Source organism: Thermocrispum agreste DSM 44070 (genome assembly GCF_000427905.1).
Classification (GTDB): domain Bacteria; phylum Actinomycetota; class Actinomycetes; order Mycobacteriales; family Pseudonocardiaceae; genus Thermocrispum; species Thermocrispum agreste.
Window position 1 is genome coordinate 917,930 of the sequence record NZ_KE386604.1, and the last position, 17,132, is coordinate 935,061.

Below are 17,132 nucleotides of genomic sequence, written 5' to 3' on the forward strand. Positions count from 1 at the left end.
ACGGCCGGGCACCGACCTCGGACGTACCCGGAGTGTGCTCCGGACACCGTCGGCCCGGCATGGTTCCATCAACTCATGCCCGACCCCCACCTGCTCGCTGAGCCCGGCATGCCCAGCGCCACGGGTGGACCGGCGCCGACGCTCGTCAGAGCGGACCGAGCGCGGCCGGCCGGCTGGCAATGGGACGGCGAAGCCCAGCAGCTGCTCGACGGCCGCGAAGGGTTCGTACGCGTCGTCGGCGGCCCCGGCACGGGCAAGACGTCGCTGCTGGCCGAGGCGGCCGCTCGGCGCATGCTCGACGACGGGCCGGACCGTGTGCTGGTGCTGACCAGCACCAGAAAGGCCGCCGAGGCCCTTCGCTCGCAGATCGCCCGCCTGTTGACCCACCTGTCCGGAGAGCAAGCCTCCGCTCCGCGCGCGGTCCGGGAGCCGATGGTGCGCACCGTCCACTCCTACGCCTTCGGCGTGCTGCGTGCCCAGGCAGCCGAGGAGGGCTCGCCACCGCCGCGCCTGTTGTCCGGGCCGGAACAGGATGCCGTGGTCCGGGAACTGCTCGCGGGTGATCTGGCGGACGCCATGGACGGCCACGACAGCTACTGGCCCGAACGGCTCAGGCCGGCCCTGACCGTTCCCGGCTTCGCCGAGGAACTACGGGATCTGCTGATGCGGGCAGCCGAGCGGGGGCTGAGCCCGGAAGACCTGGTGCGCCTCGGGCGCCGGAAGAAGCGCGACGAATGGGTCGCCGCGGGGACGTTCTGGCAGCAGTACGAGCAGGTCACCCGTTTGCGCGCGGCCGGAGGCAGTGCGCTGGCGGTGCCGCCTGCCGCCGCGTACGACGCCGCGGAGCTGGTGACGGCGGCATTGCTGTCGCTGATGGACGACGACAAGCTGCTGGCTCGGGAGCGCGAGCGCATCCGGCATCTGTTCGTGGACGATGCGCAGCACCTCGCCCCGTTGCAGTGGCGGCTGATCCGGCTCATCGGCACCGGCGCGAAGCAGTTCGTCGTGGCGGGTGACGCCGATCAAACGGTGTTCTCCTTCCGCGGAGCCGAGCCGGTCGAGTTCGTCGAGGCCGACCCGGACGGCAAGCACACCGTGACGCTGCGGCAAGGCAGGCGGATGGCGCGTTCGGTGCGTGAGGCCGTCGCGCGCCTGGCCGAGGCGGCGCCGCGGCCGCACCGGGTGCCCGACGTCGCGCCGGATCAGCCGGACCTGGGTGTCGCGGTCCGCCTGTTCCGGTCCCCGGCCGCGGAAGCGGCATGGGTCGCCGACCAGCTCCGCCGGGCCCACCTCGTCGACGGCATTCCCTGGGACGAGATGGCCGTCGTCGTCCGGTCTCCCGGCCGGACCTTCCCGGTGTTGCAGCGGGCACTGCGATGGGCCGGAGTGCCCATCGCGTCGGCCGCCGATCACCTGCCGCTGGCGCGCAACCCCGCCGTCCGCCCGCTGCTCACCGCACTGCGCGTGGTCGCCCACCCCGAGCAGCTGACCCCCGAGCTGGCCGACGAGCTGTTGTCCTCACCGCTCGGCGGCGCGGACCCGCTCGCGCTGCGCAGGTTGCGGCGCGGCCTGCGCCGCCTCGAGCTGACCACCGGCGGCGACCGGTCCAGCGACGAGCTGCTGGTCCAGGCCATCCGCGACAACGACCCGCTCACCGCGCTGGCCGACAGCGAAGCGGGCCCGCTGCGCAGGCTGGCTGCGGTGCTGTCGGCAGGCCGTGCCGCGATCGACCGCAAGGCCGACGTCGAGCAGGTGCTCTGGGACATGTGGCAGGCCTCCGGGCTGCAGCAGCGGTGGCTGCGGCTGTCCGAGCGGGGCGGATCGCTCGGCCGCCAGGCGGACGCCGAGCTGGACGCCGTCGTCGCGCTGTTCCACGCCGCGGCGACGTATGCCGACCGTCTCCCGCAGGAAGGGGTGGACGGGTTCGCCGACTACCTGTTGTCGCAGCGGATCGCCGGGGACAGCCTGGCGCCGTCGGCGGTGACGTCGGCGGGGGTGGAGCTGACCACGGCGCACGGTGCGGCCGGGCGCGAGTGGACCGTCGTCGCGGTGCCGGCCGTGCAGGAAGGCAGCTGGCCCGATCTCCGCCCGCGCGGTTCGCTGCTCGGCGTCGAGCGGTTGGTCGACGTGCTGTCCGGGGTCGACGCCGACACGGTTTCCGCGATCGCGCCGGTGCTGGCCGAGGAACGGCGCCTGTTCCACGTGGCCTGCAGCCGGGCGCGCAGCCGGCTGCTGGTCAGCGCGTGTGCCGGAGACGACGAGCAGCCGTCCCGCTTCATCGACGAGCTGGGCGTCGAACCGGTGGAGGTGACCAGCAGTGCGGGGCAGGCCGTGCAGCGGCCGCTGGTGCTGTCCCGGCTGGTCGGCGAGCTCCGTGCCGCCGTCTGCGACGAGCAGGCCGATCCCGGGCGCCGCCGCAGGGCGGCGCGGCAGCTGGCCCGGCTGGCGGCCGCCCGCGTGCCCGGCGCGCACCCGGACAGCTGGTACGGGTTGGCCGAACCGTCCACCGACAGGCCGCTTGCCGGGCCGGACGAGCAGCTGACCGTGTCCCCGTCGACCGTCGATCTGCTGGATCGCTGCCCACTGCGGTGGCTGTTGGAGCGGCACGGCGGCACCGACCCCGCGCAGCTGGCCGCGGTGACCGGCTCGCTGGTGCACTGGCTGGCGCAGCGAGCAGCCGACGGAGCTACGGTCGAGCAGCTGCGCAAGGAGCTGGACACGGCGTGGCGCAAGCTGGACGTGGGCGCGCCCTGGTTCGCCAGGCGCGAGCGCGAGCGGGTGCACCACATGCTGGACGCCTTCCTGGAATGGTTGCGGCGCAGCCGCGACCAGCTGACCGAACTGGCCGTGGAGTTCGACATCACGGTCGAGTTGCCCCCGGCGGCCGACGGCGTGCAGCGGGTACGCATCCGCGGGCGGGTGGACCGGCTGGAGAAGGACGGTTCGGGGCGCCAGGTCGTCGTCGACATCAAGACGAGCAAGTCACCGGTCAGCGCCCAGGAGGCGGCCGAGCACACCCAACTGGCCACCTACCAGCTTGCGGTGTGGCTCAGCGGCGGTGAGCCCGGCGGCGGCCAGCTGCTGTATCTGGCCAAACCGGACAAGAAGACCGGTGCCGGGAAAGTCGTCAGCCAGCCGCCGCTGGACGAGCAAGGCAGGCAGGAGTGGCTGCATCGGGTTCGGTCCGCAGCCAGGGCAGGGGTCGGCCCGGTGTATGTCGCCAGGGCGAGCACGGACTGCGGCCGCTGCCCGGTCCGGGCCTGCTGCCCGCTCCAGCCCGAAGGCAGGCAGGTGCCGTCATGACCACGTCGACCACGTCGCCGCGGCTCCGGGCACAGGCCAGCCCGGAGCGCATCGCGGAAGCCCTCGGCCTGCCGAGGCCGACCCCGGAGCAGGCCGCGGTCATCGCTGCTCCTGCCGAGCCTGCCCTGGTGGTGGCCGGTGCGGGTGCAGGCAAGACCGAGACCATGGCCGCACGGGTGGTGTGGCTGGTGGCCAACGGCTACGTCGCGCCGGAGCGGATCCTGGGCCTCACGTTCACCCGCAAGGCCGCACGTCAGCTCGGCGAGCGCGTGCGGGCCCGGCTGCGGCGGCTGGCCGGCTCCGGCCTGCTCGACGAGGTGGACCCGAGCGGCGGGATCAAAGCCGCACTGGTGGCGGGCGAGCCCACGGTGCTGACCTACCACGCCTACGCCGGACGGCTGCTGTCCGAGCACGGCCTGCGGATTCCGGTGCAGCCGGGCGTCCGGCTGTTGTCGGAGACGGCGTGCTGGCAGCTGGCGCACAAGGTCGTGGCTTCGTGGGACGAGGACCTGGAGACCGACTACGTCCCGCAGAGCATCACCGAGCAGGTTCTGCAGCTGGCCGGGGAACTCGGTGAGCACCTGGTGGACGTCGACCAGCTGCGCGCCTACACCGAGTGGCTGACCGACCTGATCCTGAACGCCCCGCGCGCCAAGGGACAGCGGGCGCAGCTGCGGTCCGACCTGCAGCGGATCGTCGACCAGCAGCGGCTGCGGCTCCGGCTGCTGCCGCTGGTGGAGGAATACCGGCGGCGCAAGTTCGCCGAAGGAGCGCTCGACTTCGCCGATCAGATGGCGCTGGCCGCGCGGCTGGCCGCCGAACACCCCGAGGTGGTGGAGATCGAACGACAGCGCTTCGGCGCGGTGCTGCTGGACGAGTACCAGGACACCGGGCACGCGCAGCGTGTCCTGCTCCGCGCACTGTTCGGCGCCCAGCCGGGGCGCACGCCGCAGCCGCCGCCGATGCCGGTGACCGCCGTCGGTGACCCGGTGCAGGCGATCTACGGCTGGCGCGGTGCCAGCGCGGCCAACCTGCCCCGATTCACCAGCGACTTCCCGCGCTCTGGCGGCCGCCCCGCGGCGAAGTACGGCCTGCTGACCTCGTTCCGCAACCCACCGCAGGTGCTGGCCCTGGCCAACGCGGTGTCGGCGCCGTTGCGGGCGAGCAGCGGCGCCGGGGAGTTGCGGCCGCTGCCGAGCGCCCCGCGCGCCGATGTCCGATGTGCTCTCCTGCCGAGCGTCGGCGCCGAACGCGCCTGGCTCGCCGAGGAGATCGCGGAGCGCTGGCACGCCGCCACCGCATCCGGATCGCCGCCGACCGCGGCGGTGCTGGTCCGCCGCAGGGCGGACATGGCGCCCATCGCTGCCGAGTTGCGAGCGCGCGGGGTTCCGGTCGAAGTCGTCGGCCTCGGCGGGTTGCTGGCCGAGCCCGAGGTGGCGGATCTCGTCGCGACGTTGCGGGTTCTTGCCGACCCGCTGGCCGGGAGTGCGGCCGCGCGATTGCTCACCGGTGCACGGTGGCGCATCGGCGCGGCCGATCTGGCCGCCCTGTGGCGCCGGGCCAGGGAGCTGGCCGCGGTGCCGGAGGGCAACGAGGACTCGGCGCTGGACGCGGCGGTGGCCGAGCGGGCGGAGCTGACCGGCCTGGTCGACGCCATCGACGACCCCGGCCCGGCCGAGCGCTACTCGGCGGAGGGCTACCGGCGCATCACCGCGCTGAGCCGCGAACTGGCCGGCCTGCGCTCGCGGCTGGACCAGACGTTGCCGGAGCTGGTCGCCGACATCGAGCGCACCATGCTGCTCGACGTGGAGGCGGCCGCCCGGCCGGGCAGCGTCGGCCGGGTTCACCTGGACGCGTTCGCGGACGTGGTCACCGAGTTCGCGGAATCGTCCTCGTCGCCGACGTTGTCGGCCTTCGTCGACTACTTGGCCGCGGCCGAGCACGCCGAGGACGGTCTGGAACCCGGCGAGGTCGTGGTCGCCACCGATCGGGTGCAGATCCTCACCGTGCACGCGGCCAAAGGCCTGGAATGGCAGCTGGTGGCGGTGCCGCATCTGGTCGAGGGGGTGTTCCCCGCGAAGCGGCGGGGTGGTTGCTGGCTGACCTCGGTGACCGAACTGCCCGCCGCGCTGCGCGGCGACCGGATCGACCTGCCGGAGCTGCGGCTGCACGGCGGCGAGGACCGCAAGCAGGTGGCCGAGGCCATTCAGCGCCACCAGGAAGATTTCGCCCAGCGGCACGCCGACGAGGAGCGCCGCCTGTGCTACGTCGCGCTGACCAGGTCCGAGCACACGTTGCTGCTGTCCGGGCACTGGTGGGGCGAGACCGCCAAGAAGCCGCTCGGGCCGTCGGTGTTCCTCACCGAGGTGGCCGACAAGCTGCGCGACGACCCGTCACGCGGCTCGGTGGTCGAGTGGGCGGAACGGCCGGACGAGGAGCAGAACCCGTACCTGGCGCAGACGCGCGAGGCGCACTGGCCGGCCGACCCGCTGGGGCAGCGGCGGGAAGCGGTGGCCACCGGGGCGGCGATGGTGCTGGAGGAACTGGCCCGGCTCGACGCCCAGGACGAGGCCGCAGATCAGGTCCCCGGTTCCGAACACGGCCCCGACGACGATCCGGAGAGCTGGGCCGCCGACACCGACGTGCTGCTGGCCGAGCGCGCTCGCGGCCAGCAGGAGACCACCCGGGTCGTGCTGCCCGACCACATGTCGGTCAGCCAGCTGGTCGACCTGGCCGCGGACCCCGGCGCGCTGGCCCGCCGGCTGCGCAGGCCGCTGCCGCAAGCGCCGAACACGGTGGCCAGGCGCGGCACCGCCTTCCATGCCTGGCTCGAGCGCCGGTTCGGCGTCGCCCGGCTGCTGGACTTCGACGACCTGCCCGGTGCCGCCGACACCGATGCGGAGGCCGATGCCGACGCCGAGGCGCTGCGGGAAGCCTTCGAGCGAAGCGAATGGGCCCATCGCACGCCGTACGACGTGGAGGTGCCGTTCGTCTGCGAGGTGGACGGAGTACTGCTTCGCGGGCGCATGGACGCCGTGTTCGCCGATCCGGACGGCGGGTGGACGGTGGTCGACTGGAAGACCGGGCAGATGCCACCGGAATCCCAGCAGCGGGCGCTGTCGGTGCAGCTGGCCGCCTACCGGGTGGCTTGGGCGTCGCTGAACCGGATACCGGTCGGCAAGGTCCGGGCCGCGTTCCACTACGTGCGGTCGAACCGCACCGTGCGCCCGGTGGACCTGCTGGACGCCGACGGGCTGCGCGACCTGCTCCGCTCGGTGCCCGCCGCCGGCGATGCGTGAGCGGCAACCGCCGCGGCCTGCGATGGTGAAGGTCGCGGCGAATGGGGGCTGAGAATCCGATGCCGATCTGGAACGATCGTGGCGTGCGATCGGGTGCGGGCGAGGTGAGCTCGATGTCGGCGACCGTGCGCGGTGTGCTGCTCGCAGCGGTTGTCGGCTTCGTCGTGCTGTTCGTCACCGGCTCGTACGGGCACGAGGTGTTCGCCGAGGAACCGGTCGCCGAGCGAGTGGTGCCCGCCAAGGTCGTCGAGTCCACGCCGTGTACCGAGCCCAACCCCACCGAGAAGGTCACCGTGACCCTGGGCGAGGAGCAGCGGGACGCGACGCTGTCCGCGTGCGGTCACGAGAAGGGGGAGAAGCTCAACGTCGTGGTGCCTGCGCAGGTTCCGCTCGGCGCGCTGACGGTGCGCAGCGCGCAGACCGTCACCGGGTTCGACAGCGTGCGGAGGTCGATCGGGCTGGGGTTGATGAGCCTGGCGTGCATGAGTGGCGGGCTCTACGCCTGGCTGGTCACCCGCAGGCGGCGCCGAGCCCGGTAGGCCGTCGCAGGCCGCGTGGGCCGTCGGCACACGGTCAGCTGACCTCGCTTGCCGGAGCCTTGAACGTGTTGCAGTCGGTCAGCCGGTTGTCCAGCGCGCCCTTGCGCCACCACTTCGCGTAGTTCTCGTTGCTGCCGTGGTCGTGGCCGCCGGACGTGTCGTCCCCGCGGGTCTCCTGGTCGTGCCAGGCCCGGTCGTACATCTGCCGGTCGATCGAGCCGCCCCGGTCCACGTGCGAGCCGAGGAACAGCCCGGAGAAGCACTGCGCCTGCAGCTCCTTGCGCCTGCTGATCTCCTGCGCGCGAGCCGTGCCCTCGCCCGCCTGGTAGATCTGCCGCCACGCCGCGTCCATGATCCCGGCCAGCTCCTGCACGTGGTGGCCGTACTCGTGGGCGATCAGCGCCAGGTACACGCCGGGGTTGTCCTGGTACTGGTCCAGCTGCAGCCCGGCGAACGGCAGGAACAGTTCGCCCTCGCAGTAGTAGGCCGCGGTCTGGATGCCGACCTCGATGGTGCCGCAATCGCTGGCGAAGCTCTGCCCCTCCGGGAAGTACAGCCGCGGTGGGGTGAACGGCAGGCCCAGTTCGCGCAGCACCGGCTCCCACGCCCGGTCCAGGCACCGGGTCGCGGCCCGGAAGAACCGCTTGGCGGTCGCCTGCGAGTTGTCCCACTCCGGCAACCGGCAGGCGTTGTTCGGCAACCCGAGGCCCGGCGTGGTCACCAGCGGGTGGTCGGCGAGCTTGATGATCTTGCGCGGCGGCTCGGCCTCCGGCCCGGCGGTCTGGTTCGACCCCGCCGCGCCCGCCCCGCCCGGCTCCCGCTTGCGGGCATGCTGCGCGGCCGGCGAGTGGTCGTCGGAGCCGAGCACGTCGACGAGCATGATGATCCCGCCCGCCAGTGCTGCGATGATGGCTGCGCAGACGGCGACGACGACCAGCCGATGGACACGGTCCGGCTTCCCGGTCAACTCGGATCCGTCAGGCTCCGGCATGGTGGTGGAGCATACGGCAGCGTCCCGACGCGTGACGTCCATGGGCACGCACCGGGGTGATCCAGGTACGTTGGCAGGTACATCGGCGCAGCGAGAAACCGCAAGATGCGAAGGAGAACCGTGGGGCAGATCGAAAAGTTCACCATCGACAACGGCCTCCGGGTGGTGCTCGCGCCGGATCGAGCCGCGCCGGTGGTGGCGGTGAGCGTGCACTACGACGTCGGCTTCCGTTCCGAGCCGGAAGGGCGCACCGGTTTCGCGCACCTGTTCGAGCACCTGATGTTCCAGGGCAGCGAGAGCTTGGAGAAGCTGGCTCATTTCCGGCACGTGCAGGGCAGCGGAGGGATCTTCAACGGGTCGACGCACCCGGACTACACCGACTACTACGAGGTGCTGCCGAGCGCGGCGCTGGAGCGCGCGCTGTTCCTGGAAGCCGACCGGATGCGGGCACCGAAGCTCACCGCGGAGAACCTGGCCAACCAGATCGACGTGGTCAAGGAAGAGATCCGGCTGAACGTGCTCAACCGCCCCTACGGTGGCTTCCCGTGGATCTGGCTGCCCCCGGTGCTGTACGAGACGTTCCCGAACGCGCACAACGGCTACGGCGACTTCGTCGACCTGGAGCAGGCGACGCTGGACGACTGTGCCGAGTTCTTCGACACCTACTACGCCCCGTCGAACGCGGTGCTGACGGTGGCCGGGGACTTCGAGGTCTCGCACGCCAAGGACCTCGTGGTCAAGCACTTCGGTGACGTGCCTGCCCGGCCGCGGCCGGAGCGGCCGTCGTTCGCCGAGCCCCGGCCGGAGACCGAGAAGCGCGGCACGCACGTGGACAACCACGCCCCGCTGCCCGCGCTGGCCATCGGCTACCGGATGCCGGACCCGATCGGGGAGCTGGACGCCTACCTGGCCCACCTGGTGCTGGCCGGTGTGCTGACCGACGGCGACGGCTCCCGCCTGGAGCAGCGGCTGGTGCACAAGGACGGCCTGGTCACCGACATCAGCGCGGGCGCGGGCCTGTTCGGGCCGTTCGAGGCGCGGGACCCGGACACGTTCTCCATCACCGCGATCCACCCGGCCGAGGTCACCGACCGGCAGGTGCTGGACGCGGTCGACGACGAGCTGGAGAAGCTGGCCGCGACGCCGCCGACGGCCGAGGAGCTGGCCAAGGTGACTGCGCGGTGGAAAGCGAACCTGCACGGCGAGCACGACAAGCTGATGTCGCGCACGCTTGCGCTGGGCTCGCTCGAACTGCTCTACGGCGACGCCGGGCTGATGTACGAGCTGCCGGAGAAGTTCGGCGCGGTGACCCCGGAGGACGTCTCCGCCGCCGCCAAAGCGCTCCGGCCCGATTCCCGTGCCGTGCTTCTGGTGCAACCCCGGACCCAGCAGGAGGACCAGTGACCGTGGCGAAGTCGTACCGCAGCGCCGAGGAGATCGGCCGCACCACCCTCGGCCCGCGACCGGTGCCGGAGCTGGGCGAGCAGCGCCCGGCGGCCGACCTGGCGTCGGTGGACACGGTGCTGCCGAACGGACTGCGGGTGCTGGCGGTGCGGCACGCCAGCGTGCCGACGGTGGAGCTGCGGCTGCGCATCCCGTTCGGCGGCACCGACCCGCTGCACTCGGCGCGGGCGGAGGTGCTGGCCGAGACCCTGCTGACCGGCACCACGCGCCGGGACCGGGTGGCGATCGACACCGAACTGGCGCTCATCGGCGGCGAGCTGGGCACCGCGGTCGACCCGGAGCGGCTGTCGGTGTCGGGCAGCTCGCTGGCGGAAGGCCTGCCGACGCTGCTGGACGTGCTCGCCGACGTGCTGATCGACGCCACCTACCCGGACAACGAGGTGGCCAGGGAGCGGGAACGGCTGGCCGAGCGGATCGCGGTGGCCCGCACCCAGCCGCGGGTGATCGCCAGGGAGGCCCTGCAGCGACGCCGCTACGGCGACCACCCGGTGGTGCGCGAGATGCCCGAGGCCGAGGACGTGGCCACCGTGGATCCGGACGCGGTGCGTGCGCTGCATGCGGCCGCGGTGCTGCCCAGAGGGTCGGTGCTGGTCCTGGTCGGCGATCTGGACCCGGAGAAGGTGGTCGACGACGTCGTCGCCGCGGTCGGGGGCTGGTCGTCGGAGAAGGAAACCACCCCGTTGCAGCCGCTTCCGGACGTGCAAGGTGGCGACGTGCTGCTGGTCCCGCGTGCCGGTGCGGTGCAGTCGCAGATCAGGCTGTCCGCTCAGGCGGTGCCGCGCACCGACGAACGGTATGCCGCGTTGCAGCTGGCCAACCTGGTCTTCGGCGGGTACTTCTCCTCGCGGCTGGTGGAGAACATCCGGGAGGACAAGGGCTACACCTACGGCGCGCACTCCGGTTTCGAGTTCACCGGGGAGACCGCGACGTTGGACATCGACGCGGACACCGCGTCCGAGGTGACCGCGGCCGCACTGATGGAGACCCGGTACGAGCTCACCCGGCTGCGGGTCGTCCCGCCCAGCGAGGAGGAGGTCGCCGCGGTGCGCCAGTACGCCGTCGGCTCGCTGCTGATTTCCACGTCGTCGCAGACCGGGCTGGCCTCGCAGCTGGCCGCGCTCACCGGGGTGGGGCTCGGGGTCGACTGGCTGACCGGCCACCCGCAGCGGCTGCAGCAGGTCACCACCGAGCAGGTGGTGGCGGCGGCACGGGAGTTCTTCGCCCCCGAGCGGTTCACCGGCGTGGTGGTCGGTGACCCGGACGCGCTCACCGACGGACTGGCGGCACTGGGAGGAGTCGTCCTGCCGTGACCGCGGGCAGCACCGAGCCGTTCCGGCTGCACAGCGTGCCCGCGCTGGCGCGGGTGACGGTGGATCGGAGCGAGTGGCTCCGGCAGGACCGCGATGCCCTTCGCGAAGGGTGGCCGACCGCTCGGGTGCTGGTGCTGGACAAGCGTGGCCGCACCCCGGTACTGGAGGACGACGGCCGTCTGGCGCTCCGCAAAGCCATGGACATCGCGCCGGAGCCACCGGAGGGTGCGATCTTTCTCGGCCGGTCGCCGGAAGCCGACTACTGGGCGGTGCTCGACGTTCCGGAACCCGAGGGGCAGGTCGTCGAGGTGCCGGGCCGTTTCGGCGTGGCGGTGACTCACATCCTCGCCGACGGGGAACGATGGGTCGGCCTGCGTGAGTACGGCGACGATCTCGACGACACCGGGGCGGGCCTGTTCACCACCGCGCTGGCCTTGCGCAGCTGGTATCGGCGCGCCGCGCACTGCGCCCGGTGCGGCGCTGCGACGGAGATCGTCCACGCCGGCTGGGCCTCGCGCTGCACCGGATGCGGCCGGGAGGAGTATCCGCGCACCGATCCGGCGGTCATCTGCCTGGTGCACGACGACGTCGGCGTCAACGGCGAGCGGGTGCTGCTGGCCCGCGGGGCGGGCTGGCCGGCGGGAGCCCGGTCGGTGCTGGCCGGGTTCGTCGAGGCAGGTGAGTCGCTGGAAGCCTGCGTGGTCCGGGAGATCAGGGAGGAAGTCGGCATCACCGTGCGGGACGTGCGTTACCTCGGCAGCCAGCCGTGGCCGTTCCCGCGGTCGATCATGCTCGGTTTCGCCGCCCGTGCCGATCGGGACGCCCCGCTGAAGCTTGCCGAAGGGGAGATCGAGACGGCGCGCTGGTTCACCAGGGACGAGATCCGGGACGCGTTCGCCAGGGCGGACCGGCCGCCGAAGGAGGGGGACGCCGAGCTCCGGCTGCCCACCAACTCGTCCATCGCCCGGTTGATGCTGGAGTCGTGGGCGGCCGCGGAGCCGTGAGAATGCGTGCCCGCAGACGACCCGTGCTCGGCGCGGTCGTGCTGCCGGACCGTCAGCGCGAGGTCGCGTTCGTGGTGTCCGCACCGCTGGCGCCGGCCTCGCCGGAACTGGCCCGGTGCCCGCGGGTTGCGGGCTGTTCGCCGCCTGGTGCGGCCTCGGCGCCTTCGCGTGCCTCGGTGGTTTCGCGTTCTCCGGTGTCTTCGTCGTCCTCGGCCAGCATCTCGGCCACCGTCTTCCGTCGTGGCCGCTGACCGGCTTCGTGCAGGGCGCCGCCCGGCTTCAGCTCCCGCCACGTGAAGTACCCCCAGCCGACGAGCGCCATCACCCCGAAGGCGATCCACTGCATGCCGTAGGACAGGAACGGACCGGACTCCAGCTGCGGCAGCGGCAACGGCTCCAGCGCGCCGGGCTGGTTGCGTTCCAGCTGGAAGTAGCCGGGCCGGAAATCCAGGCCGGTGGCCCGCTCCGCCACCGTGGAGCCGACCCCGTAGACGTGCAGCTGTTCGCCGCGCGGCTCGGCAGGCCGGGTCGGAGGCTCGTCGATGCGCGCCCTGGCCTGGACGGTGACCCGCCCTTCCGGCACCGGGGGGAACTTCGCGAACTGTGCATCGTCCCCGGGTTCCACGTAGCCGCGGTCGATGAGCACCAGCTCCCCGTCGTCGGTGCGCAGCGGGACGAGGATCTCGTACGCGGGTTGGCCGTTGACCGTGCGCAGCCTGGCGACCAGTTCGTGCTCCGGCAGGTATTCGCCGGTGATGGTCACCCGGCTCCACTGGGTGCGGGAGTCCGGCGCGGCCCCGCCGGGCAGCACCTCGGCCAACGGGCGCGGCGGTGCCTCCAGCGAGGCTTGCAGCGCGTCGTTGGTGGCCTGGCGCTCGTCGTGCCTGCCCAGCTGCCACGGCGCGAGCAGCGTGAAGCAGGCAGCGGCGAAGGCGAAGACGGCCACCGTCAACGCCAGCCAGCTGGGCTGCAGCAGGAACCTCAACCGCACGATTCCACCGTACGGCTCAGGCCAGCGCGAGTGTCCGCCGGGCGGCGGCCTCGGCCTGCGCCGCGTACCCGCCGCCGAACAGCACCGTGTGCACCAGCAGCGGAAACAGCTGATGCATCGGCGTCCGTTCCTGCCATCCGTCGGCCAGCGGGGCGCCCGCCTGTGCAGCCGCTTCGGCGTACGCGGCCAGGATGACGGTCAGGTGGGGAGCGCCGAACAGCTGCAGCATGGCCAGGTCGGTCTCCCGGTGCCCGCCGTGCGCAGCGGGGTCGATCAGCCACGCGCGCCCTTGGGAGAAGTGCACGTTGCCGCTCCACAGGTCGCCGTGCAACCGGGCGGGCGGCTCCGCTGCGCTTTCTTCTCCGGCGGCTTCCCGCAGCACGTCGCACGCCCGGGAGATCACCGCGGCCTGTCCGGAACTCAACGCCCCGCTGTCGCGCGCCTGCCGCAAGTACGGCTCGACGCGCAGCTCGGCATAGAAGGTGGCCCAGTCCTCGCGCGGCTCGTTACGCATGCGGGCCCGCCCGATCCACGCATCGGCCGGACCTCCCGGCGGGGGGCAGCCGAATGCGTCCGCGCCACGCAGATGCAGCGCTGCCAACCCGGCGCCGAACTCACGGGCAGCCGCCTCGGTCGGGCTCGACGGCGGCAGGTACTGCGTCTGCAGCATGTCGCCGTCTACGGCGTGCACCTCCGGCACGGCCACGTCACCGGATTCCGCCAGCCAGCGCAGCCCGGCCGCTTCGGCCTGCGCGCTGGGATCGCGCTTGACCACCACGCGACGCCCGTCGGGCAGCTGTTCCACCCTCACAGTCGCTCGCGCACCCAGTCGATCAGTCCCGGCATGGCCGCCTCGATCATCTCCAGCACGTCGGTGAAGCCGTCGTCGCTGCCGTAGTACGGATCCGGGACGTCGGCGTCGTCGCCCGCGGCGGGGTCGAACGACCGCAGCGTGCGAATCCGGGCGTGGTCCTCGGTCATCCGCCGCAAGCTGCGCAGATGCCCGGAGTCCAGCGCCACCAGCAGATCCGCGGACAGATGCTCGGGACCGACCTGTGCTGCGGTGTGCGTGATCGGGTAGCCGTGTTCCTTCAGCACCGCGACGGCCCGTGGGTCGGCGGGCTCGCCGACGTGCCACGAACCGGTCCCGGCGCTGCTGACCCGCACCCGGTCGGCCAGGCCCACGCGGCGCAGGTGCTCGCTGAACACCGCGGCGGCCATGGGGGAGCGGCAGATGTTGCCGGTGCAGACGAAGACGACCGAAAGGCGCGCGTCACGATCTGGCATGCCTGCCAGCCTAGAGAGTGGTCCCGCCGCTGGGCGGCGTCGCCTGCACGGATGAGGCCGCGGGCACACGGGTGGTGACCAGGCGGGCAGCCGTCGCGCCCCCGGGGAGCGGCTGTGCGAGGATCGCCGGCATGCCGAAGGTCCGTGAACTGATCGGAGTTCTGCAGGCCGCCTACCCCCCGGAGCTGGCCGAGGAGTGGGACGCGGTCGGCCTGGTGTGCGGCGACCCGGACGACGAGGTGGAGCGCGTGCTGGTGTGCGTCGACCCGGTCCGTGCCACCGTGGCCGAGGCTGAACAGCTCGGTGCCCAGCTGATCGTCGCGCACCATCCGCTGCTGCTGCGCGGGGTGAACTCGGTGGCCGCGGACACCCGCAAGGGCTCGCTGGTGCACCGGATGATCCGCAACGGCATCGCGTTGTTCTGCGCCCACACCAACGCGGACGCGGCCAACCCCGGGGTGTCCGACGCGCTGGCCGAAGCCATCGGGCTGACCGAGCTGCGCCCGCTGAACACGCACCCGCTGGCCACCCCGGAGGAGCCGGTCGGGATCGGCCGTATCGGCGAGCTGCCGGAGGCGATGACGCTGCGGGAGTTCACCGCCCGGGTGGCCGCCGCGTTGCCGCCGACCGAGCCGGGAGTGGTGGCCGCCGGGGATCCGGACCGGGTGATCAGGACCGTCGCCGTGTCCGGCGGCGCGGGGGACTCCTATCTCGGAGTGGCCACCGCTGCGCGTGTCGATGCGTTCGTCACCGCGGATCTGCGGCACCATCCCGCGAGCGAGCACCTCGCGGACGGCGACGTGCCCGCGCTGGTGAACGTCACGCACTGGGCCAGCGAATGGCCGTGGTGCGAGCAGGCGGCAGGCGTCATCCGGGCGGCGTGCGAGGGTACCGTCGAAGTTCACGTCTCGCGGCGCAACACCGACCCGTGGACGATCCGCGGAGCGGCAGGCGAGCAGGGAGGATTGGCGCAGTGAAGGTTGATCCGGCGACACAGGCCCGGCTGCTCGAGCTGGCCGAGCTGGACGGTGAGCTGGACCGCGTCCGGCATCGGCGCGAGAATCTGCCCGAGCAACAGGTGCTGGACGAGCGCGCGGCCGCGTTGCGGTCCGCGCAGGACGCGCTGGTGCAGGCTCAGATGCTGGCGTCGGATCTGGACCGCGAGGTCAAGCGGCGGGAGCGGGAGATCGAGACGGTGCGGGCCCGCGCCGACCGGGACCGCAAGCTGATGGAATCCGGCTCGGTGTCCGCCAAGCAGCTGACCGACCTGGAGCACGAGATCGGCACGCTGCAGAAGCGGCAGCAGACGCTGGAGGACGACCTGCTCGAGCTGATGGAGCAACGGGAAGCCGTCGGCATCAACGAGCGCAAGTCGGGCGAAGCCGTGGCGGCCGCCGAGCAGGAGGTCGCCGAGGCGCGCGCCGCCGTGGAGTCCGCGCAGGCCGAGCTGGCGCGGACGGAGGAGAAGTGCGAGGCGGAGCGGGCGAAGCTGCGCGAGGAGCTGCCCGCGCAGCTGGTCGAGCGGTACGACCGGGTGCGGCAGGCGCGCGGCCGAGGCGCCGGCCTGCTGCGCGCCCGGCGCTGCGGGGCATGTCAGCTGGAACTGGACCGGGTGGCGCTGTCCAAGGTCAAGGCCGCGGCCGACGACGAGGTCGTGACGTGCGACAACTGCGGCGCGATCTTGGTGCGCACCGCCGAATCGGGGTTGTGACCACGTGCAGGTGATCGTCGAGGCGGACGGCGGGTCCCGCGGCAACCCGGGGCCCGCTGGTTACGGTGCTGTGGTGCTGGACGCCGACGGCCGGCGGGTGCTGGCCGAGCGGCAGGGCGGCCTGGGGGTGACCACCAACAACGTCGCCGAGTACACCGGGTTGATCGAAGGCCTGCGGGCCGCGGCCGAACTCGGGGCGACGCGGGTGGACGTCCGGATGGACTCCAAGCTGGTCGTCGAGCAGATGTGCGGCCGGTGGAAGATCAAGCACCCGGCGCTGCAGCCGTTGGCCGGGCAGGCGCGGCAGCTCGCGGCACGGTTCGACGAGGTGACCTACCAGTGGGTGCCGCGGGCGCAGAACGCGCGTGCCGACCGGCTGGCCAATCAGGCCATGGACTCCCAGTCCGCGGGAGGGTCCGCGCGGCAGGAGAAGCGGCGGCCCGAGCCGGAACAGACCATGATCCCGCTGGAGACGGCCTCCACCGAGGCGGATTCCCGGCCCGCGCCTGCGCAATGGACCGGCGCGCAAGGCGCACCGACGCGGATGTTCCTGCTGCGGCACGGCGAGACGGCGATGTCGCTGGAGCGCCGGTACAGCGGGCGGGGCGACGTGCCGCTGACCGACCACGGCCGGGCGCAGGCGCAAGCCGCGGCCAAGCGATTCGCCGCCATGAACCCCGCCAGGTGGCGCACCGGCGAGGACGCCCCCGACGGTCCGGTGCCGGTGATCAGCTCGCCGCTGTCCCGGGCGGTGGCCACCGCCGAACAGGTCGCGGCCGCGCTCGGCTCGACCGTGGAACAGCATCCCGGCCTGCTGGAGACCGACTTCGGGCAGTGGGAGGGCCTGACGTTCGCCGAGGCGGCCGCGCGCGACACGGAGCTGCACGCGGCCTGGCTGGGCGACACCTCCGTCGCCCCGCCCGGCGGGGAGAGCTTCGACGTCGTCCACGGGCGGGTGCGCCGGGCACGCGACGAGCTGCTCGCCCGCTACGGCGGCCGCACGATCGTGGTCGTGACGCATGTCACGCCGATCAAGTGCCTGCTGCGGATGGCGCTGAACGTGGGGCCGGAGCTGATGTTCCGGCTGCACCTGGACATCGCTTCCCTGTCGGTCGTGGAGTTCTACCCGGACGGGCACGCCTGCGTCCGGTTGGTCAACGACACCGCCCATCTGGAGTAGCCCGGCTCGGCCTGTTCGGTGCAGCGGCCGGTGCGCCCCGCGGCGGGTGGCCG

At 72.6% G+C, this 17,132-nt stretch carries 13 protein-coding genes; 9 read left to right on the forward strand and 4 right to left on the reverse strand.

Annotation, left to right across the window (positions count from 1 at the left end):
- The first annotated feature begins 75 nt into the window (after positions 1 to 75).
- The 3 genes from YWY_RS0119205 to YWY_RS22930 all read left to right on the forward strand — a co-directional run bounded on the left by YWY_RS0119205 (position 76) and on the right by YWY_RS22930 (position 7,141).
- Entirely contained in the window at positions 76 to 3,303 is a 3,228-nt protein-coding gene (locus tag YWY_RS0119205; protein WP_245566736.1) for an ATP-dependent helicase, read from the forward strand.
- Positions 3,300 to 6,602, forward strand: coding sequence for an ATP-dependent helicase (locus YWY_RS0119210; protein ID WP_051310429.1), 3,303 nt, complete (start codon positions 3,300 to 3,302; stop codon positions 6,600 to 6,602). Before YWY_RS0119205 ends, YWY_RS0119210 begins: the two co-directional genes overlap by 4 nt.
- 113 nt (positions 6,603 to 6,715) lie before the next feature.
- Positions 6,716 to 7,141, forward strand: coding sequence for a hypothetical protein (locus YWY_RS22930; RefSeq protein WP_156899381.1), 426 nt, complete (start codon positions 6,716 to 6,718; stop codon positions 7,139 to 7,141).
- Positions 7,142 to 7,175: 34 nt separating this feature from the next.
- Here YWY_RS22930 and YWY_RS0119220 read toward each other — a convergent pair whose 3' ends face one another.
- Positions 7,176 to 8,132: a neutral zinc metallopeptidase gene (locus YWY_RS0119220; protein ID WP_051310431.1), complete on the reverse strand. Its 957-nt coding sequence runs from the start codon at positions 8,130 to 8,132 to the stop codon at positions 7,176 to 7,178.
- Positions 8,133 to 8,252: 120 nt separating this feature from the next.
- On the opposite strand from YWY_RS0119220, the gene YWY_RS0119225 reads away from it, so the two are divergent.
- From YWY_RS0119225 to nudC, 3 genes are read left to right on the forward strand one after another with little or no spacing between them, the layout of a single operon-like run.
- Positions 8,253 to 9,536: a M16 family metallopeptidase gene (locus YWY_RS0119225; RefSeq protein WP_028848952.1), complete on the forward strand. Its 1,284-nt coding sequence runs from the start codon at positions 8,253 to 8,255 to the stop codon at positions 9,534 to 9,536.
- Positions 9,533 to 10,906: a M16 family metallopeptidase gene (locus tag YWY_RS0119230; RefSeq protein WP_425426147.1), complete on the forward strand. Its 1,374-nt coding sequence runs from the start codon at positions 9,533 to 9,535 to the stop codon at positions 10,904 to 10,906. Before YWY_RS0119225 ends, YWY_RS0119230 begins: the two co-directional genes overlap by 4 nt.
- A complete protein-coding gene (nudC, locus tag YWY_RS0119235) occupies positions 10,903 to 11,910 on the forward strand; it encodes an NAD(+) diphosphatase (protein ID WP_028848954.1) in 1,008 nt (335 codons plus the stop codon). Before YWY_RS0119230 ends, nudC begins: the two co-directional genes overlap by 4 nt.
- Positions 11,911 to 11,962: 52 nt before the next feature.
- Here the strand turns inward: nudC and YWY_RS22935 are convergent, their stop codons facing one another.
- Genes YWY_RS22935 through YWY_RS0119250 form a run of 3 tightly spaced genes read right to left on the reverse strand, consistent with a single transcriptional unit; the run spans position 11,963 to position 14,188 of the window.
- On the reverse strand, positions 11,963 to 12,901 hold the full coding sequence (locus YWY_RS22935) for an SURF1 family cytochrome oxidase biogenesis protein (RefSeq protein WP_084609366.1): 939 nt from the start codon (positions 12,899 to 12,901) through the stop codon (positions 11,963 to 11,965).
- Between the two features lie 16 nt (positions 12,902 to 12,917).
- Complete coding sequence (locus YWY_RS22940) at positions 12,918 to 13,712, reverse strand: fructosamine kinase family protein (RefSeq protein ID WP_425426148.1); 795 nt, start codon at positions 13,710 to 13,712, stop codon at positions 12,918 to 12,920.
- Complete coding sequence (locus YWY_RS0119250) at positions 13,709 to 14,188, reverse strand: low molecular weight protein-tyrosine-phosphatase (protein WP_038045559.1); 480 nt, start codon at positions 14,186 to 14,188, stop codon at positions 13,709 to 13,711. Before YWY_RS0119250 ends, YWY_RS22940 begins: the two co-directional genes overlap by 4 nt.
- A 131-nt stretch (positions 14,189 to 14,319) precedes the next feature.
- On the opposite strand from YWY_RS0119250, the gene YWY_RS0119255 reads away from it, so the two are divergent.
- The 3 genes from YWY_RS0119255 to YWY_RS0119265 are packed head-to-tail and all read left to right on the forward strand — an operon-like array spanning position 14,320 to position 17,079.
- The gene (locus tag YWY_RS0119255) at positions 14,320 to 15,165 is read left to right on the forward strand and encodes a Nif3-like dinuclear metal center hexameric protein (RefSeq protein WP_028848956.1); all 846 of its coding nucleotides are present in this window, start codon (positions 14,320 to 14,322) and stop codon (positions 15,163 to 15,165) included.
- On the forward strand, positions 15,162 to 15,899 hold the full coding sequence (locus YWY_RS0119260) for a zinc ribbon domain-containing protein (RefSeq protein ID WP_028848957.1): 738 nt from the start codon (positions 15,162 to 15,164) through the stop codon (positions 15,897 to 15,899). The genes YWY_RS0119255 and YWY_RS0119260 overlap by 4 nt, the downstream gene beginning before the upstream one ends.
- 10 nt (positions 15,900 to 15,909) lie before the next feature.
- A complete protein-coding gene (locus tag YWY_RS0119265; protein WP_028848958.1) occupies positions 15,910 to 17,079 on the forward strand; it encodes a bifunctional RNase H/acid phosphatase in 1,170 nt (389 codons plus the stop codon).
- The last annotated feature ends 53 nt before the right edge of the window (positions 17,080 to 17,132 follow it).

What these genes read in the sequence shown, in the direction of transcription:
- YWY_RS0119205 (WP_245566736.1), top strand. Translation starts at nt 76, where the DNA reads ATGCCCGACCCCCACCTGCTCGCTGAGCCCGGCATGCCCAGCGCCACG.
- YWY_RS0119210 (WP_051310429.1), top strand. Translation starts at nt 3,300, where the DNA reads ATGACCACGTCGACCACGTCGCCGCGGCTCCGGGCACAGGCCAGCCCG.
- YWY_RS22930 (WP_156899381.1), top strand. Translation starts at nt 6,716, where the DNA reads ATGTCGGCGACCGTGCGCGGTGTGCTGCTCGCAGCGGTTGTCGGCTTC.
- YWY_RS0119220 (WP_051310431.1), bottom strand. Translation starts at nt 8,132, where the DNA reads ATGCCGGAGCCTGACGGATCCGAGTTGACCGGGAAGCCGGACCGTGTC.
- YWY_RS0119250 (WP_038045559.1), bottom strand. Translation starts at nt 14,188, where the DNA reads ATGCCAGATCGTGACGCGCGCCTTTCGGTCGTCTTCGTCTGCACCGGC.
- YWY_RS0119255 (WP_028848956.1), top strand. Translation starts at nt 14,320, where the DNA reads ATGCCGAAGGTCCGTGAACTGATCGGAGTTCTGCAGGCCGCCTACCCC.